The sequence below is a fragment of the Tsukamurella sp. NPDC003166 genome (assembly GCF_040611135.1).
Taxonomy (GTDB): domain Bacteria; phylum Actinomycetota; class Actinomycetes; order Mycobacteriales; family Mycobacteriaceae; genus Tsukamurella.
The window spans coordinates 36971-57152 of sequence record NZ_JBEXNL010000022.1; the positions used below are offsets into that span (position 1 = coordinate 36971).

Genomic DNA, 20182 nt, shown 5'->3' on the forward strand with positions numbered 1-20182 from the left:
CGCCGCGCAGGCGATGCAGTTCGGGCCGCTGGTCGGGCGATCATGGGGGCGGTGGCCGACCGGATCGCCGGGCTCACCGGCGGGCTGGTGTCGACGGCGCAGCAGGCGGCGTTCGCGCTCGGCGTCGCGACGCTCGGGACGGGCTGCGCGGCACTGGCGGGCGGCATACCCGCGCAGCACGCCTTCGCGCTGATCCTGGTCGTGCGCGCGGGACTCGCCGTCGCGTTCGCCGGGTGTGCGCGGAGCCTGCACCGCGCACCGTCGAACGGCGGCACGGACGCCCCGGCTCCGCCGGCGACGGTCAGAAGTCGCCGTTGAAGCGGCGCAGCGAGCGGATCGCGCCCACCAGCGCAGCGGACTCGTCGTCGGGCATACCGATGTCGGCGAAGACGTCATTGAGCACCACCGTCGCCTTCTCCACCAGCTCCCGGCCCTCCGTCGTGATCGCGACCAGGGTCGTGCGTCCATCGGTCGGATGCGGCTTGCGCTCGACCAGCCCGGCCTCGCCGAGCCGATCGATCGCGTGCGTCACCGAGGAGACGTGCACCTGCAGCCGGGTGCTCGCCTTCGAGATCGGCAGCTCGCCGCGCTTGGTGAAGGCGAGCAGCCGCAGCAGCTCGAACCGGGAGAAGGACAGCCGGAAGGGCTTGAGCGCCGCCTCGATCCGCGCGAGCAGGATCTGGTGCGCGCGCATCACCGAGGTCACCGCCTCCATGCCGGAGGCGATGTCGCCGCCCCACCCGGCGTCCTCCCAATTGCGGCGGGCCCGCGCGATCGGGTCCCGGACGTCCGGTTCTGTCATCGCGCCGCCCTCCGTGTCGCCTATCGCAGTGTGTTGATGATCGCGCTGAAGTCTAGGCCCCCGTTGTCCTGCGCGAACGCCGCGTACAGCGATGCCGCGTGCGTGCCGAGCGGGGCGGTCGAGCCGGTGGACGCCACGGCGTCCATCGCCAGCCCCAGGTCCTTGTTCATCAGTGCCGTCGCGAAGCCGGGCTTGAACTCGTTGCCCGACGGTGCCCCTGCCACCGGTCCCGGTACGGGGCAGTTGGTGTGCAGCGACCAGCAGTTGCCGGTGGCGCCGGTGACCACGTCGTAGAGCGCCTGATCCGCCAGGCCCAGCTTTTCGGCGAGGACGAAGGCCTCGCCCACGACGATCTGCTGGACCGCGAGGATCATGTTGTTGCACACCTTGGCGGCCTGCCCGTTGCCGGCGCCGCCGCAGTGGATCACCTTGCCGGCCATCGGATCCAGCACGGGCTGTGCCGCGGCGAAGGCCGCGTCGTCGCCGCCGACCATGAACGCCAGGGTGCCGGCGTCGGCGCCCTTGACGCCACCGGACACGGGCGCATCGACCTGGAGCATCCCGGCGGCCTCGGCCTGCGCGTGCACCGCGCGGGCATCGTCGACGGAGATGGTCGAGCTGTCGATGAACAGCGTGCCCCGCGCGGCGTGCGGGAGCACGGAGTCGTACACCGCCTTGACGATGGCGCCGCTGGGCAGCATGGTGACCACGGCGTCCGCACCGACCACGGCCTCCTCGGCGGTGTCGATCACGGTGACGCCGGCCGCGCGGGCCGCGTCCTGCGCCGCGGGGACGAGGTCGAAACCGCGCACCGTGTGGCCGGCCGCGACGAGGTTCTTCGCCATCGGGCCGCCCATGTGGCCGAGCCCGAGGAATGCGATGGTGCTCATGAAAACGCCTCTCCTACTTGCCCTGGATGCGGGCGGCCTCGGCGCGGCCGATCACCATCCGCATGATCTCGTTGGTGCCCTCGAGGATCCGGTTCACCCGCAGGTCTCGGACGATCTTCTCGACGCCGGTCTCGTGCAGGTAGCCGTAGCCGCCGTGCAGCTGCAGCGCCTGGTCTGCCACCTGGAAGCAGGTCTCGGTGACGAACTTCTTGGCCATGGCGCAGAGCTCGACCTTGTCGGGATCGTTCTCATCGAGTGCCGTGGCCGCGCGCCACAGGATCAGCCGGGAGGCCTCGAGCGAGGTGGCCATGTCGGCGAGCGCGAACCGGATGGTCGGCTCGTCGATGAGCTTGCGCCCGAACGTCTCACGCTCCGTCATGTACTGCAGCGCCTTGTCGTACGCGGCCTGGGCGCCGCCCAGGGAGCAGGCGGCGATGTTGAGCCGGCCGCCGTTGAGCCCGTTCATGGCGATGCCGAAGCCCTTGCCGGCACCGTCGGCCCCGCCGAGCATGCGCGAGGGCGGGATCCGCACGTTCTCGAAGATCACCTGGGTGGTGGGCTGGCTGTGCCAGCCCATCTTCACCTCGGGCGGCCCGAAGGAGAGACCGGGGGTTCCCTTGTCCACGAGGAAGGTCGAGATGCCGCGGGCGCCCTCGCCCTCGCTGCGCGCCATGACCACATACAGGTCGGAGGCGCCGCCGCCGGAGATGAATTGCTTCGTGCCGTTGAGCACGAAGTCGTCGCCGTCGCGGTCCGCCTTGGTGGTCAGCGAGGCCGCGTCCGAGCCGGCGCCCGGCTCGGTCAGGCAGTAGCTGGCCATGACGTCCATCGGCGCGAGCTTGGGGATCCACTCCTGCCGCTGCTCCTCGGAGCCGTAGGTGTCCACCATCCAGGTGCACATGTTGTGGATCGAGATGAACGCCGCGGTCACGGGATCGCCCTTGGCGAGCTCCTCGAAGATGCGGACACCGTCGAGCCGGCGCAGGCCGGATCCGCCCACGTCCTCGCGGGTGTAGATGGCGGCCATGCCGAGGCTGCCCGCCTCCTTCATCTCCGCCACGGGGAAGTGCTTCGTGGCGTCCCACTCCAGTGCGTAGGGCGCGAGGCGCTTGCGGGAGAAGTCGCGGGCCATCTCGACGATGGCCAGGTCGTCCCCCGTCAGGTTCGGGTAGGGCACGTCGCGCTCCTAGTGCATCGTCGGGATGGAGAACTCCGCGCCGTCCTTGATGCCCGAGGGCCAGCGCGAGGTCACCGTCTTGGTCTTGGTGTAGAACAGGATCGAGTGCGGGCCGTGCTGGTTCAGGTCACCGAAGCCGGACCGCTTCCAGCCGCCGAAGGTGTGGTACGCCACAGGAACCGGGATCGGCACGTTGACGCCGACCATGCCGACCTCGACGCGGGCGACGAAGTCGCGGGCGGCGTCGCCGTCGCGGGTGAAGATGGCCACGCCGTTGCCGTACTCGTGCTCGGTGGGCAGCGCGAGGGCCTCCTCGTAGGTGTTGGCCCGGACGATGCACAGCACGGGGCCGAAGATCTCGTCCGTGTAGATCGACATGTCCTTGGTGACGTGGTCGAACAGCGTCGGGCCGAGGTAGTTGCCGCCGGAGAGGTCGGCGTCGCCGAAGGTCAGCTCGTCGCTGGTGCGCTCGCGGCCGTCGACCACGAGGTCGGCGCCGGCGTCCACGCCCTGCTGGATGTAGCTCTTGGTGCGCTCCACCGCGGCCGGGGTGATGAGGGGCCCGTAGTCGGCCTTCGGGTCGTGGCTGTGGCCCACGCGCAGCTGCTGCACGCGCTCGACGAGCCGCTCGCGCAGGCGGTTCGCGGTCTCCTCGCCCACGGGGACGGCGACGGAGATCGCCATGCAGCGCTCGCCGGCGGAGCCGTAGCCGGCGCCGATGAGGGCGTCGACGGCCTGGTCCAGGTCGGCGTCCGGGAGGATCACCATGTGGTTCTTGGCGCCGCCGAAGGCCTGGCTGCGCTTGCCGTTCTTGGCGCACGTCTCGTAGATGTACTGCGCGATGTCCGAGCTGCCGACGAAGCCGACGGCCTTGACGTCCGGGTTGTTCAACAGCGCGTCGACCGACTCCTTGTCGCCGTGGACGACCTGGAAGACGCCCTCGGGCAGGCCGGCCTCGATGAAGAGCTCTGCCAGGCGCACCGGCACGGAGGGGTCGCGCTCGGAGGGCTTGAGGATGAAGGCGTTCCCGCAGGCCAGGGCCGGGCCGGCCTTCCACAGCGGGATCATGGCCGGGAAGTTGAAGGGCGTGATGCCGGCGACGACGCCGAGCGGCTGGCGCATCGAGTAGACGTCGATGCCGGTGCCGGCGCCCTCGGTGTACTCGCCCTTGAGCAGGTGCGGGATGCCGATCGAGAACTCGATGACCTCGATGCCGCGCTGGATGTCGCCCTTGGCGTCGGCGATGGTCTTGCCGTGCTCGCTGGAGAGCAGCGAGGCGAGCTCGTCGACGTTCTGGTGGACCAGGTCGATGAACTTCATGAAGACGCGGGCGCGGCGCTGCGGGTTGAACGCGGCCCACTGCACCTGAGCCTTCTTCGCCCGCGCGACCACGTCGTCGACCTCGGCGGTGCTCGCCAGCGGGACGGTGGCCTGCACCTGACCGGTGCTCGGGTCGAAGACGTCGGCGGTGCGGCCTCCGCCGGCGGAGCCGGCGATGACAGCGCCGGCCTCGACCCGGCGACCGTCGATGAAATGCGGGATGGTGCGCACGTCAGCCATGTGTGTCCTTCTCTCTCGATCGAGGTCCATCGCGAAGCCCTTGCGCGATGTGTTGCCCATCACTATATACTTGGATATCCAAGTAATCAACCGGAGGATCTGAAAGTGGCTAGCACACAGGGGTATCGAGACTTCCTCGCCGCGCGTGACCTGCTGGTCGAGCTCGCCGACGACTACGATGCCGCTCGCGAGCGGTTCCGTTGGCCGCAGCTCGACGAGTGGAACTTCGCGCTCGACTGGTTCGACCGGGTGGCCGAGAACAACGACGCTCCCGCCCTGTGGATCGTCGAGGAGGACGGCTCCGAGTCGAAGTTCAGCTACGCGGAGATGAGCGCGCGCAGCAACCGGGTCGCGAACTGGCTCCGCGACCACGGCGTGCAGCCCGGTGACCGGATCCTGCTCATGCTCAGCAATCAGGTCGAGCTCTGGGACGTGATGCTCGCCGCGATCAAGCTCGGCGCCGTGGTCATCCCCGCGACCACGCTGCTCGCCGAGGGCGACATCGCCGACCGCATCGCCCGCGGCGGCGCGAAGCACGTCATCGTGCGCAGCGAGCTCGCCGAGCGCGTGCCCGCCGCCGCCGAGGTCACCAGAATCGCCGTGGGCGCACCCGTCGCCGGCTGGACGTCGTTCGCGGACGCGTACACGGCACCGTCGGACTTCACCCCCTCGCACGTCACGCACGCCGACGACACCCTGCTGCTGTACTTCACCTCCGGCACCACGAGCGCGCCGAAGCTGGTCGAGCACACCCACGCGAGCTACCCCGTGGGGCACCTCTCGACGATGTACTGGATCGGGCTGCGCCCCGGCGACGTCCACCTCAATGTCAGCTCGCCCGGCTGGGCGAAGCACGCGTGGAGCAACGTGTTCACGCCGTGGATCGCGCAGGCCTGCGTGTTCATCTACAACTACAACAGGTTCGACGCCGCCGCCCTGATGACGCAGATGGAGCGCGCGGGCGTCACCAGCTTCTGCGCGCCACCCACGGTGTGGCGCATGCTGATCCAGGCCGACCTCAGCGCCCTGAAGATGCCGCCGCGCGTCGTCGTCGGCGCGGGCGAGCCGCTCAATCCCGAGGTGATCTCCCAGGTTCGCGACGCGTGGGGCGTCACCATCCGCGACGGATTCGGGCAGACCGAGACCACGGTGCAGGTGGCGAACACGCCGGGCCAGCCGCTCAAGGACGGGTCGATGGGCCGCCCGTGCCCCGGGTACGACGTGGTGCTCATCGACCCCGCGACCGGCGAGCAGGGCGTCGACGAAGGCGAGATCTGTCTGCGTCTCGACCCGCGGCCGCTCGGCCTCATGGTGGGGTACCACGGCGATCCCGAGAAGACCGCGAAGGTCATGGCGGGCGGCGTCTACCACACGGGCGACGTCGCCGAGGTGGACGCGGACGGCTACCTGACCTACGTGGGCCGCACCGACGATGTCTTCAAGTCCAGTGACTACAAGATCAGCCCGTTCGAGCTGGAATCCGTTCTGCTGGAGCACGACGCGGTGGCGGAGGCCGCGGTGGTCCCCGCGCCGGACGAGCTGCGCCTCGCGGTGCCGAAGGCGTACATCGTGCTCGCCGACGGCCACGCACCCGACGAGGCGACCGCGCAGTCGATCTTCGACCACAGCCGCGAGCACCTCGCGCCCTACAAGCGCGTACGCCGCATCGCCTTCGCCGACCTCCCGAAGACGATCAGCGGCAAGATCCGCCGGGTCGAGTTGCGCAAGGCCGAGGAGCAGGGCTTGACCTCCGCGGAGTTCCGCGAGTCCTGACGAACATCCCTGCGGCGGCGATCCGGATCCGGGTCGCCGCCGCGCCGGTTCAGCGCGGAAGCGCCGGGGCGAGCAACGCGGCGACCGCGGACCGCCATCGAGTCTCGGAATCACCTGCGCACCACGCCCACAGCGCCGCGCCGACGATGCCGTAGGCCATGGCCCCCGCGTCGACGCCGGGGCGGATCGCACCCGAGGCCAGACGGTCCGCCACCACCGCGATGACCCCCTCGAACCCGGCGGCACCGTCGCCGAGGACCTCGGCCGCCGCGCCGCGCAGCCCCGGGCGCGCGGCGAGCAGTCGCGCCAGCGCCGTCGACGCGGGCTGCGACAGCCCTGCCAACACCGAACACACTTCCTCCGCGACATCCCCCTTGCGACCGGCGGCGTTCCCCGACTCCGTCGTGAGCAAGAAGCTGCGGTCCACGACGTAGGCGGCGAGGAAGCCCTCGAAGTCGCCGAAGTGGGCGTGCAGGAGTCCGGTCGCGACGCCGGCCTGCGCCGTCACCGCGCGACCCGTGAGCCCGTCCACGCCGGCACGCAGGATCACCGCCTCGGCAGCCTCGAACAGACGCTGCCGGGCACCGTCGATCGCGACTCCCCTGGGCACGGCACCGATCCTAGCCCACCTTGCGGCCTTGATGAGCAAGCGTTCATACTTGTTTGAACACTCGTTCAAACAAGGAGGATGCATGGCCGACCACGGACTGCGCATCGTCATCGCGGGGGCCGGGATCGCCGGACTCGCAGCGGCACTGCGACTGCAGCGCGACGGGCACCGGGTGCTCGTCGTGGAGCGCGCCGCCGAACGCCGCACCGGCGGCTACCTGGTGAACCTCCTCGGACCGGGCTTCGACGCAGCGGACGCGCTCGGCCTCGCCCCCGCCCTGCGCGAACGGGACCAGGGGATCTTCACCTCGCGACTCGTCCGCGCCGACGGCTCGACCAAACTGACGATGCCCGCCGCTCTCGCGCAGGAATCAATAGGTTCACATGCCCTGACGGTGTTCCGTGGGGACCTCGAGGCGGTCCTGTTCGAGGCACTCGGCGATACTGCCGAGCCCCGGTTCGGCACGACTATCACCGCCGTGTCCGACGGTGCCGCGGGCGCCGGTCCGCTGCACATCGCCCTCAGCGACGGCACCGAGCACGACGCGGACCTGCTGATCGGCGCCGACGGGCTGCACTCCGGTGTCCGCGAGCTGGCCTTCGGCCCCGCGGACGACTGCCTCCGCTCCCTCGGCCACGCGGTGATCGCGTTCCCGATGGACGGCGCACCGGACGGGCTCCCCGAGCAGACGGCGAGCACGTTCATCGACGTCGGCCGGACCGCGGCGGTGTTCCGCCCCCGCGACGGCGCACCGTCGGCCTTCTTCACGTACCGGACGAGCGAGGCGCCGCGCGACCCCGTCGAAGCCCTGAACGCGCACTTCGGCGATCTTTCGGGCCCCGTGCACGAGGCCGCGCGCCGGAGCGCCGACACCGACGACGCGTACGTCGACTCCGTGAGCCAGGTGGTCATGGACACGTGGTCGCGCGGAGGGGTCGTGCTGCTCGGCGACGCGGCGTGGTGCGTCTCCCTGTTCGCCGGTCACGGCGCGGGGCTCGCGCTGGCCGGCGCCGACCGGCTCGCAAGGGCGCTCGCCGACCACCCCGGCGACCTCGGAACAGCGTTGCGAACATGGGAATCCGGGCTGCGGTCCGACGTGCGGACGCGACAACGAGAGGCCCGCATCGGGATGGCACGGTTCGCGCCGCCCACCCGCGCGCATCAGCGGATGCAGGACCTGATGATTCGGGCGCTCGCGGCGCCGATCCTCGGACCCGCGCTGCTCCGCGTGATGAACCGCACCCGGTGAACCCGGTTACCGGCGGGTAGCAAGCACTCGTCGCAGACGAAATCCCAGGACGCCGTCCGGGCTAACGCTGTTAAGTCACGATCGGGCGGGACCTGCGGGACATACACTGGCGGTCTCATGTTGACCTACGTGCTCGACGTCCGCGATCTGTCGGACGTGCGCTTCGTGCTCGCTCCGATGAGCGAGACGGCGCTGAGCCTGTTCCATCTGAACGGGACGATCAGCACGCCCGCGCACCTGCAGCGGTGGCAGGACAACGCGCAGGCGCAACGCGATCGCTATGACCACAGGCTGATCAGCGCGCTGATCGCGCCCGGCCCGGCGATCCCGGACTTCCTGACCCCGCTCCCCAGGCCGGGCGTCACGCGACCCTCGCTCGACGAGGGCCTCACAGCGATCGCGACGACCGATCCCGAGCTCATTCACACTCAGCTGCAGCAGCTTCGAGAGGGCGGCGAGCCGTCGCCGCCGCTCCAGCGGCTGCTGGACGACGGCGAGCGCGCAGGGCCACGGATCGCGGGTGCGCTCGAGCGCTACCACCGCGTGGCGATCGCTCCGGTGTGGGCAGCGGTGAACCGGATCCTCGAGGCGGACATCACTTTCCGCGGACGGGAACTCGCGATGGGCGGGCCGACCCAGTTGTTCGACTCACTCGCACCGCAACTCGCGTGGGACCGCGACGGCCGACTGCGACTCGACACTGCGTACGCCGGCGAGGAGGGCGAGTTCGCAGCGGCGGGAAGGGGACTGACGCTGATGCCCAGCGTCTTCGTCACCCGCTTGGTGAGCGCCTACTCCCCCGAGACGGCGGCGCCGCACGTCGGTTACCCGGCGCGCGGCAGCGCGACGCTCGCAGAGTCGACGCGGGTAGTACCGCCCGGGGCGCTGCGCCGCCTGATCGGCGGGGCGAAAGCCGATGTGCTGCATGCGCTCGTCGAGCCCGTGGCGGTCGGCGAACTGGCGCGGCGTCTGGAGGTCTCGCCGTCGGCGGTCTCCCAGAGCCTACGCGTGCTCTACGAGAACGGCCTCATCGACCGGGCTCGGAGCGGGCGCGAGGTGCTCTATCGCAGGACACCCGACGGTGAGCGGTTGGCGCGCGGCCACCGCCCGTGATCGATCAGAACCGGAGTGCGGCGGGTCCGGTGTACTCGGGGTTGGCCGATACGAAGCGCTGCAGGGCGGCGCGGATGCCGGAGGCGGCGAATCCGGAGCGGGGCGCGGCGGTGGGGAGCGCGGCGTCCTCCTGAACGTCGGCGAGACGGGCGTAAACGGTGCCGGCGGTGGGATCTGCGGTGAGGCTCTTGAAGTCACGGTAGTTGGTCATGCCCAATACTCTCCGCGACGCGTGGGACTGACGCCAATCTTTAAGCAATGAGCTAAAATGTGATCGCGGACACTGTGTGCCGTAACACATTCCGCGCGGGCGCTCGACACGAACCTCGGCACGAGGCCACAGGTCACGGAATCAGCGGACCACTTCACGGTGTCCCGCGTCGATCCGGCGGGTCCACCCCTTCCCGTCGAGGTGCTCCAACAGCGGAACCGCCACCCGCCGACTCGTGCCCAGCACCTGCCGCGCCTCCGAGGTCGTGAAGGGCTGTGGTAACCCCGCCAGCTCCCGCATCGCGAGAGCGAGCGCGCGCGGCGAGAGCACCACCCCGTCGGCGATCCGGAGCAGACGCCCCGCGCGCTCCGCCGCGGCGAGCTCGCGGCCGCCGAGCCGGAGCGCCGCCAGGTCGTCCGCGTCGGGCGCCGCGAAGGGCGCTGCGGCCAACCGGCGCTCGATCTCCGCCACCGCGGTCTCCGCGGGCCCCAGATCGGTACGGTGACCGGGCAGGGCGAGCCGTCCGCCCTCGCTGTCGAGTCCCGCACCGTCGAGCACGGCCGGCAGCAGGGACGGGTCCGGCAACGAGAGCGTCTCGCTCGCCGCACCGAGCGACAGGCCCGCCGCGAGCGGATCCCGCTCGTGCAGGTCCGCGACCGCACCACGCAGCCGCGCCTGCCAGGCGTCGAGGGTCTTCTCGTGGATCCACCAGTCCCCGGCCACCCGCACGCCGTCCGGGACCTCTGTGCCGTAGCCCAGGTCGACGAGGCGGTCGCGCCGGACCGCGCCGCGGCGGGCGACTTCCGCGAGCAAGTCCCCATCAGCGCCCCGGTCGGCGAGGGCACCCGCGCGGCGCGCACCGTCACCCCGCCGGAGCAGCGCCGGCGGATCCGCGTCGAGCACCGTCGCTCCGCCGACGATGCGCTTCGCGCCCGGATCGCGCAGCACCACCGTGTCACCGAGCACCAGCGGCAGGGGGCGGGCAAGAGTCAGGCGCGCGTGCTCGCCGCCGAAGGGCCGTACCCGGGCGGGGACGGCGGCGGTGCCGGCGTGGACGGTGAGCCATTCCGGGACGCGCGTCTCGGCGTCCGTGAGCGCGAGCCGAGCGTCCACGACGTCCGTCACCGGCCAGAGGCCGGGCGCGAGCAGCCCATCACCCCGGCGGATGTCCTCGACCGCGACGCCGCGGAGGTTGACCGCGATGCGCGAGACCGGGCCGACCTCGTCCCGGGCCGCGCCGTGCCGCTGCAGACCGCGCACCACGACCCTCCGTGTCCCGGCAGCGCCGACGAGCTCGAGCTCGTCTCCCACGCGCACCGTACCCGCGGCGAGCGTACCGGTGACGACGGTGCCCGCACCCACGACACTGAACGCCCGGTCGATCCAGATCCGTACGCGGGCAGCGGGGTCGGGCGCGGGAACGCCCGCAAGGACACCGTCGAGCGCCGACCGCAGCGCATCGAGGCCCTCCCCCGTCGTCGCCGAGACCGCGACGGTCGGCGCGTCCGCGAGCCCGGTACCGGCGAGCCGCGCCCGCGCCTGCTCACGCACCGCGGCCACGCGGGCGGGGGCTCGATCGGTCTTGGTGATCACGACCAGTCCGTGCCGGATGCCCAGGGCGGCCACGGCGTCGCGGTGGTCGTCGGACTGCGCGCTCCACCCCTCGTCGGCGGCGACCACGAAGCAGACGACCGGCACGGGCCCGAGTCCGGCGAGCATGTTGCCGAGGAAGCGCTCGTGCCCGGGCACGTCGACGAAGGCAGTCTCCCGGCCGGACGGCAGCGCGGTCCACGCGAATCCGAGGTCGATCGTCAGTCCGCGCCGCTGCTCCTCCGCCCAGCGGTCGGGTTCGATCCCCGTGAGCGCACGCACGAGCGTGGACTTGCCGTGATCGACGTGACCCGCGGTGGCTACGACGTCCACGCCGACGCCCGCTCGACGGCAGCGGCCACGGCCGCATCGGAGTCCTCCGGTACGCATCGCAGATCGATCAGGCAGGCCCCGTCGGAGACGCGCGGCAGCACGGCGGGATCGCCCGCGCGGAGCGGCGCCGCGAGCCCCTCCGGCAGCCGGACCGCCCAGCCCGGCAACGGGACTCCCGGTGCACCTCCACCACCGACCCTGCCGTCGTGCGGGACGACGGTGCCGCCGACGCGCTCGGCGAGTCGCTCCGCGCGGCGGCGCAGCCCGTCAGGTTCGGCGTGCAGGTACGCGATCGCCGGCGCCTGCGGCCCGCCGACGGTGGCCTCCAGCGCCGCGAGCACCAGCTTGTCGGCGCGCACCGCGCGGGCGAGCGGGTGCTGTGCGAGACGCTGCACGAGATCCGCACGGCCGAGGACGATTCCGGCCTGCGGGCCGCCGAGGAGCTTGTCGCCGCTCGCGGTCACCAGGTCGGCGCCCGCGGCGAGCGCGGACGCGGCGTCGGGCTCCCCCGGCAACGCTGGATCCGCGGCGAGCAGGCCGCTGCCCAGGTCCATGACCAGCGGGACGTCGCCGCACACCTCGCGGAGTTCGGGGAGCCCGACCTCGGCGGTGAAGCCCTCGACGCGGAAGTTGCTGGGGTGCACCTTGAGGACGCATCCGGTGTCGGGGCCGATCGCCTCGGCGTAGTCGCGGGCGTGGGTGCGGTTCGTGGTGCCGATCTCCCGTAGCCGGGCGCCGGTGGAGGCGATGAGATCGGGCAGGCGGAAGCCCGCGCCGATCTCGATCAGCTCGCCGCGGCTGATCACCACCTCGCTGCCGGCGGCGAGCGCGGTGGTCGCGAGCACGAGTGCCGCCGCCCCGTTGTTGACCACGAGGGCGTCCTCCGCGACCGGGCACGCCGCGAGCAGTGCCGCTCGGGCCGCCACGCCGCGCTTGCTCCGCATGCCGGTCACCAGATCGAGCTCCACGTCGACATAGCCGGCGGCGTCGACCAGCGCCGCAACAGCAGCCGGCGACAGCGGCGCCCGGCCGAGGTTGGTGTGCACCACGACGCCGGTCGCGTTGAGCACGGGGTGCAGGGACGACGGGGCCGTCGCGGCGAGGTCGCGCTCGATCGCGCCCGAGACGGCCTCGGGCGCCAACTCGCCCCGGCGAGCCGCGTCCTGGGCCCGCGCGATCGCGGCGCGGACCCGCCGCTCGCCCAGCCGCGCCGCCGCCGCGACGAGCGCCGGCTCGGCGAGCAGCCGATCGGTGCGGGGAATCCGCCTGCGGGGATCCGTCACGCGGCCTCCTCTGCTCGTCCGTCCGCCGGAAGGTGGCGGAGGTGGACGGGAATCGAACCCGCCAGGCCGAGATACTCGACCTCACCGGTTTTGAAGACCGGGGGGCCCACCAGGAACCCGGACACCTCCGCCGACCAACATAGACCCCGACGCCCGCCTCCGGGGTTCGGTCGGCGCGCTAGCGTGGTGCCATGACCGCAGACCCGGCCCGGCTCACCTCCTTCGCGCACGGCGGCGGTTGCGCCTGCAAGATCCCTCCCGGTGAACTCGAGGACGCGGTGCGGGGCCTGCAGGGTCAAGTCGCCCCGGACGTCCTGGTGGGGCTGGACGACGGTGACGACGCCGCGGCGGTCCGGCTGTCCGACGATCTGGCCGTGCTCTCCACCGCGGACTTCTTCACCCCCGTGGTGGACGACGCCTTCGACTGGGGCCGGATCGCCGCCGCCAACGCCCTCTCGGACGTCTACGCGATGGGCGGCCGGCCGGTGATGGCCATCAACCTCGTGGGCTGGCCCCGCGAGCAGCTGCCGATGGAGCTGATGACCGAAGTGCTGCGCGGGGGCCTGGCCGTGGCGCAGAAGGCCGCGTGTCCGGTGATCGGCGGCCACAGCATCGACGACCCGGAGCCCAAGTACGGCATGGCCGTGACCGGCGTCGCGCATCCGGACCGGCTGCTGCGCAACGACTCCGCCGTCGCGGGGCTGCCGCTCACGCTGACCAAGCCGATCGGCGTGGGGCTGCTCAACAACCGGCACAAGCGCACGGGCGAGGTCTTCGAGGCAGCGATCGCGACGATGACGACGCTCAACCGGGATGCGGCCGCCGCCGCGCTCTCGGCGGGGGCGCGGGCCGCCACCGACGTCACCGGGTTCGGCCTGCTCGGGCACCTGTTCAAGATGTGCCGGGCCTCGGGTGTCGCGGCGGAGATCGACGCCGCCGCCGTCCCGCTGGTCGACGGTGCGCGCGAGGCCCTGCGGGACGGATTCGTCTCGGGCGGCACCCGCCGCAACCTGGACTGGGTGGCGCCACACCTCGAGGTCGACGGGGCGAGCGACAACGATCTGCTGTTCCTCGCCGACGCGCAGACCTCGGGCGGCCTGCTCGTGGTGGGCGAGGTACCGGGCTACCCGGTGATCGGCCGCACCGTCACCGGGCCGGCCGGGCGCATCGTCATCCGGTGATCGAGTCGCCCGTGTTCCCCGCAGCGCGGCGGGCTGCCAGGCGCCGCTTCTGCGGCTCGATCGTGTAGCGCGGGTCCTTCGCCGATTCCAGGCCGGCCTCGAAGACACCGAACCGGGTGCACGCCGACGCTGCGACGAGCGCGCCGCCGGACAGGGCGGCGAGGCACCGTCGGACCCGGCCCCGGCGACCGCCCGTGAGCAGCGCACCCACGCCCCCGGCGATCGCGAGCCGCTCCGCCCAGCGCATGAGCGTGCCGGGCGTGCCGTGATGCAACGGCTCCGCGGCCACGGGATCCATGCGGGACTCCATGATCCGCGTCGCGGCCACATCACCGATCACACCGAGCACCGCGAGGTTCCGGGCCGGCGCCGCCTCCGCGGCCGGGGTGGTGACGAGTGCCAACCCGCCGGCGGCGAGACTCGCCGAACTGACGAAGACGAAGGGCAGATCCCGGTAGGCGGCGTTCCAGGTGGGCATCGCCGTGTCCGCGAGGAGCACCGCCGTGTACGCCGCGAGCGGCGTCGCGAACACCGCGGCGCCCAGGCCCGCGGGCGCCTCCGCGCTCCGCAGCACCTTCCGCAGCGGGCCGAGCGGAAGCCGCTCGCCGAGGAGCCGGTCGACCTCCGCCGCGGCGGCCACGCCGATCATGCCGCTGTACCCGGAGAGGATCCACGAGCCGACGCTCATCGGCGAGGTGACCTTGAAGGTGCGCATCATGTGCAGGAAGCGTTCCGGCCGACCGAGATCCACGACCAGCGCGAGCGCGCCCACGCCCGCGGCACCGAGGCCGGCGAGGCGGGCGTTGCGGCGCAGCACCGGGTACCCCGAGAGCTGCGCGCCCGCGGCGAGCAGGCCCGAGCCGCCCGCGATGCCACCGAGAACGAGGTACGCGCCCACGGGCGCCTCCCACGGCGGCGGCTTCACGATCGGGTGGCCGTAGTAGCCGTCGACGTGCTCGATCACCGCCTCGGGCACCATGAGATCGTCAGGCCGCCTGGACTTCCCGGACCTGCCCGAACCGTCGCCGCGCTTGCCGCGCCGCTCGGGCAGGGGCGGGCGGAACTGGTCGAACTCCGAGCTCGTCATCTATCGGCCCCGCTTCCGGGCCGATAGGAAGGACACGGCGGCGGCCGCGATCATCCCCGCGGCGGCGGCGCCGGCGCGCTTGTACATCGTCATCAGGTCGGCCGTGCAGACCCGCGGGTCGGGCGGGAGACCGTAGACCTCCGGCTCGTCGAGCAGGAGGAACACCGAGCCGGTGCCACCCACACCGTCGTTCTCGTTGGCGCCGTACAGGCGGGCCTCGGTCATGCCCTGCGCATGCAGCTGCGCGACGCGTTCGCGGGCCGTCGCCACCATCTCGTCGCGCTCACCGAACTTGATCGACGTGGTGGGGCAGGTCTTGGCGCACGCGGGCGTCTCGTCGTCGCGGAGCCGGTCGTAGCAGAGCGTGCACTTCTGCGCGATCCCACGGTTGTCGACGGGCGGCTGCTCGCCCTTGCGATAGCCCTCCCGTGTGGTCGGGGCGACGGTGCCGTCGCTACGCCGCTCGACCACGCCGAACGGGCAGCCCGCGACGCAGGTGCCGCAGCCGTTGCAGATGTCGTTCTGCACAACGACGGTGCCGAACTCGGTGCGCATCATCGCGCCCGTGGGGCACACGTCGAGGCAGCCCGCATGGGTGCAGTGCTTGCAGACGTCCGAAGACATCAGCCAGCGGAACTCGGGGGTGTCGGGCGGCGTGACGTCCGCGTCACCCCTGGCCGGCATCTCCTCGGTCGCCGCAGCCCCCGCACTCGTCGGGGCAGTACCGCGGATCGCGGGCATGCCCAGGCCGACCAGCGCACGGCCGGATTCGCGGGCGCGCTCGATGCTCTCGCGGTCCTGTTCGATGAAGGCCACGTGTCGCCAGGTGCTGGCGCCGAGCGCCACGGTGTTGTCGTACGACATGCCCGTGAGCTCGAGGTCACCGTCGCGCGGATTGCGGTTCCACTCCTTGCACGCGACCTCGCAGGCCTTGCAGCCGATGCAGATCGACGTGTCGGTGAAGAAGCCACGCCGCGCCTCGTGCACGTGCCAGTGCGCGTCGACACTCGGGTCGGTGGGGCCGGTCAGCTGTCCCATCGCCTGACACCTCCTCCTCGTCGTGTGCTGGTCACCATCGAGTGAACCCCTCCTGCTCGGGATCGTCTCGCTCCGGGTCGGGGAAGATGTCCTCGGGCCGTGGGTCGGTCAGGCGCACGTTGTCGGTCTCGACGGTGACCCCCGCCCGGTCCCGGTAGCTCTGGACCAGCTCCTCGAGCGCCGCGCCGCGCGGCCGGCGGCCCGCGATCACGGTGCAGGACCCCACCTTCGACTCCTGGATCTGCGTGTTCGGGTCCAGCGTGACGCCGATCAGGTCGTTCGCGGCGTCACCGGTCACCACAGCATCGGAGCCCACGCCCCAGTGGTACGGCAATCCCACCTGGTGCACCGTCCGGCCGCCCACCGTGAGCGGTCGCATCCGCTCGGTGACCAGCACGCGGCACTCGATCGCGGCGCGCGGCGAGATGATCGTGGCCCAGCCCTCGTTCTCCAGCCCGCACTCCGCGGCCAGCCCCGGGGAGACCTCGCAGAACATCTCCGGCTGCAGCTCCGCCAGATACGGCGACCACCGGCTCATCCCGCCCGCGGTGTGGTGCTCGGTGAGCCGGTAGGTGGTGAACACGTACGGGTACACGTCCGCGCCCGGGTCGCCGGCGCTCGGCGCGTCGAGGTTGTCCTCGCGCGGGAACATCACTCGCGCGGGCGCCTGCTGCTGCGGGTGGATCGCGTTGCGCACCGGCGATTCCTGCGCCTCGTAGTGCGTCGGCAGCGGACCGTCGACCAGCCCCGTCGGCGCGAACAACCAGCCCTTGCCGTCCGCCTGCATGATGAACGGGTCATCGCCCGCGAGGGCGTCGGCCCCCGTGGCCCCGGGCTCGGGCACCGTGCCGGGCGCGAGGGTGGCCGGAAAGTCGGGCACGTCGGGCCCGGTCCAGCGGCCCGCCGCCTCGTCCCACCACATGTACCTCTTGCGCTCGCTCCAGGGCCGCCCCTGCGGGTCGGCCGAGGCGCGGTTGTAGAGCATCCGACGGTCCGCGGGCCACACCCAGCCCCACTCGGACTGCGCGATCCCGCCGCCGCCCTGGGGCACGCGCCGGGCGGCGTGGTTGCTGCCCTCGGCGTAGACGCCCGTGTAGATCCAACAGCCCGCGATCGTCGAACCGTCGGCCTTCAGCTGCGAGTACGACGTGAGGTTCTTCCCTGCGTCGGGCCCGGAGACGAAGCGACCGTTGATCTCCGAGAGCACCGCCTCGGGATCCGGGTTGCCGTGCTCGTCCATCGGGTAGTCCCAGGTGAGGTCCAGCAACGGGCGATCACGATCGTCGGTCGAGCCGGCGAGCCGTTCGCGGATCCGGACGCCGAGCTCGTAGAAGAAGTCGAGCTCGCTCTGCGCCTGCCCGGGCGGCTGCACGGCCTGGTGCCGCCACTGCAGCATCCGCTGGGTCTGCGTGAACGAGCCCGCCTTCTCGACGTGCGTGGCCGCCGGCATGAAGAAGACCTCGGTGCCGATGTCCTCGGTGCGGAGCTCACCGGACTCGATCTCCGGGCCGTCCTTCCACCACGTCGCGGTCTCGATCATGTTCAGATCGCGGACCACCATCCACTTGAGCTTCGCCATGCCCATGCGCTGCTGCCGCCCGTTCGCCGAACCGACCGCAGGGTTCTGACCGAGCACGAAGTACCCGTCGACCTTCCCGTCGAGCATGTCGACGGCGGTCTGGTACGTGCCGGCGGGGCCGTTCAGCATCGGCAGGTAGTCGTAGGCGTAGTCGTTCTCCGCGGTGGCGGCATCGCCCCACCAGGCCTTGAGCAGGCTGATCATGTACGTGTCGGCGTACTGCCAGTACCCCTTGCCCGTCTCCGGCCGGACCGATGCGATGTAGTCGGCCAGCGTGTCGTGCTTGCCCACCGAGGGCATCGGCAGGTAGCCCGGCAGCAGGTTGAACAGCGTCGGGATGTCGGTGGAGCCCTGAATGCTGGCGTGCCCGCGCAGCGCCATGATGCCGCTGCCCGGCCGCCCGACGTTACCCAGGAGCAGCTGCAGGATGGCCGCGGTGCGGATGAACTGCGCGCCCATCGTGTGCTGCGTCCAGCCCGTGGCGTACCCGAAGCACGTGGTGCGCTCACGGCCCGAGTTGCTCGTGATCGAATCCGCCAGGTAGCGGAACTCCGCCTCCGAGACGCCGCACATGTCGGCCACCACCTCCGGGGTGTACCGGGAGTAGTGCCGGCGCAGCACCTGGAAGACGGTGCGCGGATCCTGCAGCGTCTCATCGCGCCCCGGCACGAACTGCCACGTGGACGGGTCGTAGGTGCCCGTCTCCGGGTCGAACCCGGAGAACAGGCCGTGGAGATCCTCCGTGTCGCGGAAGTCCTCGCCGACCATCTCGGACGCGTTGGTGTACGCGACCACGTAGTCGTGGAAGTACTTCTCGGTGCTCAGCACATGGTTGATGAGCCCACCGAGCAGCACGATGTCGGAACCCGCGCGGATCGGCACGTGCCGGTCCGCGACCGCGGAGGTCCTGGTGAAACGGGGATCGACGTGGATCACCCGCGCGCCGCGCGCCTTCGCCTCAGCGACCCACTGGAATCCGACGGGGTGCGCCTCGGCCATGTTGCCGCCCATGAGCACGATGCAATCCGCGTTGGCCATGTCCTGCAGGGACTGGGTGGCGCCGCCGCGCCCGAACGAGGCTCCCAGACCGGGAACCGTGGCGGAGTGTCATATGCGGGCCTGGTTCTCGATCTGGATGGCGCCCGCGGCGGTGAACAACTTCTTGATGAGGTAGTTCTCCTCATTGTCGAGCGTCGCGCCGCCGAGCGAGGCGATAGCCATGGTGCGGCGCAGCGGGCGACCGTGCTCGTCGAAGTCCTGCCAGCCGTGCCGCCGCGCCTGCACGAACCGATCGGCGATCATGTCGATCGCGGTGTCCCGGTCGAGGTCCTGCCACTCCGTCGCGAACGGTGCCCGGTAACGGATCTTCGTCTGCCGCAGCGGATTGTTGACCAGCTGCTCACTCGAGGAACCCTTGGGGCACAGGCGGCCGCGCGAGATGGGCGAATCCGGATCCCCTTCGATCTGGATGACCTTCTCGTCCTTGACGTAGACCTTCTGGCCGCAGCCGACGGCGCAGAACGGGCACACGCTCTGCACCACCCGATCGGCCGTCTTCGTGCGCGGCTCGAGCGCCCGAGTGCGCGGGGACTCGACGGCCGGGCCGCGGCCGAACACGTCCCCGGAGCGGAGCTGCCGGACCACGGGCCATTCGAGGGGGCTGAACCTCGTCATACCGACCAGCATAGTCAGCCGGCGCGGAGGTCGCCCTGGAACCGGCTCGAGTGTTTCTGTCCCGTCAGCACTTCACGGTGTTGCCGAGCCCGGTGTCCGAGGTCTTCGCGAAGCTCCAGTCGCAGATCACCGAGTTCCGGTTGCCGCTGACCACGACGGACTTCACCGGGCTCGTCACCCGGACCAGGTTGTCGGAGCTGACCCGCGACCTGATCGTCGAACAGTGACCGCCGGCGCCGGGCGCGGCGTGTCGGAACCCGCCGAACCGTAGGGTGAGTGCGTAGCCCACCCCACGAGTCCCAGGAGGACCACATGCTCACCGGTCGTGCACTGCTGCTGGACATGGACGGCACGCTCGTCGACTCGCGCGCAGTGGTCGAACGGTGCTGGTCGAGGTGGGCGCAGGAGAAGGGCCTCGACCCGGCGGAGGTGCTGGCAGTGGCGCACGGCCGGCAGGGCCACGCGACGATGGCCGCCCTCCTGCCCGACCGGCCGATGGAGGTCAACCTCGCCGAGAATCGGCTCCTGCTCGCGCAGGAGACCGCGGACACGGATGGCATCGTCCCCATCGCCGGTGCGCTCGCCTTCCTCACCGCGCTCGACGGTGCCCCGCACGCCCTGGTCACCTCCGCCGACGTGGCGCTGTCGACGGCGCGCATGGGTGCGGCCGGACTGCCGCTGCCCGCGGTGCGGGTGACCGCGGAGGACGTGCGCGCCAGCAAGCCCGACCCCGAGGGGTTCCTGCGCGGCGCGGAACTGCTCGGCGTCGACCCCGCCGACTGCATCGTCTTCGAGGACTCCGAGGCGGGGATCGCTGCGGCGCGGGCCGCGGGGATGCGCGTCGTCGGCATCGGGCGGGGCGCGGGCCGGTTCTCCCCCGACGTGCAGGTCGACGACCTGACGGGGGTGACGGTCACCGTCGACGGTGCGGGCATCCACCTGACGGCCTGACCGGCGCGGGCCGACAAGGAGTGAAACCGTCGGTAGGCACAGCGACAGAGCGGCTCGGCCGAAGGTTTCGGCAGCGCGCTG

General features: G+C 71.5%; 18 protein-coding genes and 1 tRNA gene. 7 read left to right on the plus strand and 12 right to left on the minus strand.

Annotation, left to right across the window (positions count from 1 at the left end):
- Positions 1 to 51 precede the first annotated feature (51 nt).
- Complete coding sequence (locus ABZX10_RS19920) at positions 52 to 318, plus strand: hypothetical protein (protein ID WP_355543963.1); 267 nt, start codon at positions 52 to 54, stop codon at positions 316 to 318.
- On the opposite strand, the gene ABZX10_RS19925 is transcribed toward ABZX10_RS19920, so the two are convergent.
- Genes ABZX10_RS19925 through ABZX10_RS19940 form a run of 4 tightly spaced genes read right to left on the minus strand, consistent with a single transcriptional unit; the run spans position 302 to position 4429 of the window.
- Entirely contained in the window at positions 302 to 802 is a 501-nt protein-coding gene (locus ABZX10_RS19925; protein WP_355543966.1) for a MarR family transcriptional regulator, read from the minus strand. The two genes, ABZX10_RS19920 and ABZX10_RS19925, sit on opposite strands and share 17 nt — an antisense overlap.
- Before the next feature lie 20 nt (positions 803 to 822).
- A complete protein-coding gene (mmsB, locus tag ABZX10_RS19930) occupies positions 823 to 1692 on the minus strand; it encodes a 3-hydroxyisobutyrate dehydrogenase (protein WP_355543969.1) in 870 nt (289 codons plus the stop codon).
- A gap of 13 nt (positions 1693 to 1705) precedes the next feature.
- Entirely contained in the window at positions 1706 to 2869 is a 1164-nt protein-coding gene (locus tag ABZX10_RS19935) for an acyl-CoA dehydrogenase family protein (protein WP_355543972.1), read from the minus strand.
- Between the two features lie 9 nt (positions 2870 to 2878).
- Entirely contained in the window at positions 2879 to 4429 is a 1551-nt protein-coding gene (locus ABZX10_RS19940) for a CoA-acylating methylmalonate-semialdehyde dehydrogenase (protein ID WP_355543975.1), read from the minus strand.
- A 105-nt stretch (positions 4430 to 4534) separates the two neighbouring features.
- Here ABZX10_RS19940 and ABZX10_RS19945 point away from each other — a divergent pair, with 105 nt between their 5' ends.
- Positions 4535 to 6202, plus strand: coding sequence for an AMP-binding protein (locus tag ABZX10_RS19945; protein WP_355543978.1), 1668 nt, complete (start codon positions 4535 to 4537; stop codon positions 6200 to 6202).
- A gap of 49 nt (positions 6203 to 6251) precedes the next feature.
- Here the strand turns inward: ABZX10_RS19945 and ABZX10_RS19950 are convergent, their stop codons facing one another.
- Positions 6252 to 6812, minus strand: a complete 561-nt coding sequence (locus tag ABZX10_RS19950) for a TetR/AcrR family transcriptional regulator (protein ID WP_355543981.1) — start codon at positions 6810 to 6812, stop codon at positions 6252 to 6254.
- Positions 6813 to 6894: 82 nt separating this feature from the next.
- On the opposite strand from ABZX10_RS19950, the gene ABZX10_RS19955 reads away from it, so the two are divergent.
- Positions 6895 to 8061: an FAD-dependent oxidoreductase gene (locus tag ABZX10_RS19955; RefSeq protein ID WP_355543984.1), complete on the plus strand. Its 1167-nt coding sequence runs from the start codon at positions 6895 to 6897 to the stop codon at positions 8059 to 8061.
- A 117-nt stretch (positions 8062 to 8178) separates the two neighbouring features.
- Entirely contained in the window at positions 8179 to 9174 is a 996-nt protein-coding gene (locus ABZX10_RS19960; RefSeq protein ID WP_355543987.1) for an ArsR family transcriptional regulator, read from the plus strand.
- Between the two features lie 4 nt (positions 9175 to 9178).
- Here ABZX10_RS19960 and ABZX10_RS19965 read toward each other — a convergent pair whose 3' ends face one another.
- The 4 genes from ABZX10_RS19965 to ABZX10_RS19980 all read right to left on the minus strand — a co-directional run bounded on the left by ABZX10_RS19965 (position 9179) and on the right by ABZX10_RS19980 (position 12720).
- Positions 9179 to 9385 carry a hypothetical protein gene (locus tag ABZX10_RS19965; protein WP_355543990.1) on the minus strand — a complete coding sequence of 69 codons (207 nt, stop codon included), beginning with the start codon at positions 9383 to 9385 and terminating at the stop codon, positions 9179 to 9181.
- A 141-nt stretch (positions 9386 to 9526) separates the two neighbouring features.
- On the minus strand, positions 9527 to 11308 hold the full coding sequence (selB, locus tag ABZX10_RS19970) for a selenocysteine-specific translation elongation factor (RefSeq protein ID WP_355543993.1): 1782 nt from the start codon (positions 11306 to 11308) through the stop codon (positions 9527 to 9529).
- Complete coding sequence (gene selA, locus ABZX10_RS19975) at positions 11296 to 12591, minus strand: L-seryl-tRNA(Sec) selenium transferase (protein ID WP_355543996.1); 1296 nt, start codon at positions 12589 to 12591, stop codon at positions 11296 to 11298. Before selA ends, selB begins: the two co-directional genes overlap by 13 nt.
- Positions 12592 to 12624: 33 nt before the next feature.
- Positions 12625 to 12720: transfer RNA gene (locus ABZX10_RS19980), tRNA-Sec, on the minus strand.
- A gap of 62 nt (positions 12721 to 12782) precedes the next feature.
- On the opposite strand from ABZX10_RS19980, the gene selD reads away from it, so the two are divergent.
- Positions 12783 to 13772, plus strand: coding sequence for a selenide, water dikinase SelD (gene selD / locus ABZX10_RS19985; protein WP_355543999.1), 990 nt, complete (start codon positions 12783 to 12785; stop codon positions 13770 to 13772).
- On the opposite strand, the gene nrfD is transcribed toward selD, so the two are convergent.
- Genes nrfD through fdnG form a run of 3 tightly spaced genes read right to left on the minus strand, consistent with a single transcriptional unit; the run spans position 13762 to position 19150 of the window.
- Positions 13762 to 14859: an NrfD/PsrC family molybdoenzyme membrane anchor subunit gene (gene nrfD / locus ABZX10_RS19990; RefSeq protein ID WP_355544002.1), complete on the minus strand. Its 1098-nt coding sequence runs from the start codon at positions 14857 to 14859 to the stop codon at positions 13762 to 13764. The genes selD and nrfD overlap by 11 nt on opposite strands.
- Positions 14860 to 15897, minus strand: coding sequence for a 4Fe-4S dicluster domain-containing protein (locus ABZX10_RS19995; RefSeq protein WP_355544005.1), 1038 nt, complete (start codon positions 15895 to 15897; stop codon positions 14860 to 14862).
- A 31-nt stretch (positions 15898 to 15928) separates the two neighbouring features.
- Complete coding sequence (fdnG, locus tag ABZX10_RS20000) at positions 15929 to 19150, minus strand: formate dehydrogenase-N subunit alpha (protein WP_355544008.1); 3222 nt, start codon at positions 19148 to 19150, stop codon at positions 15929 to 15931.
- A gap of 50 nt (positions 19151 to 19200) precedes the next feature.
- Here fdnG and ABZX10_RS20005 point away from each other — a divergent pair, with 50 nt between their 5' ends.
- Both ABZX10_RS20005 and ABZX10_RS20010 read left to right on the plus strand, forming a co-directional pair.
- A complete protein-coding gene (locus ABZX10_RS20005; protein ID WP_355544011.1) occupies positions 19201 to 19377 on the plus strand; it encodes a hypothetical protein in 177 nt (58 codons plus the stop codon).
- A 49-nt stretch (positions 19378 to 19426) separates the two neighbouring features.
- Positions 19427 to 20101, plus strand: a complete 675-nt coding sequence (locus ABZX10_RS20010; protein WP_355544014.1) for an HAD-IA family hydrolase — start codon at positions 19427 to 19429, stop codon at positions 20099 to 20101.
- The last annotated feature ends 81 nt before the right edge of the window (positions 20102 to 20182 follow it).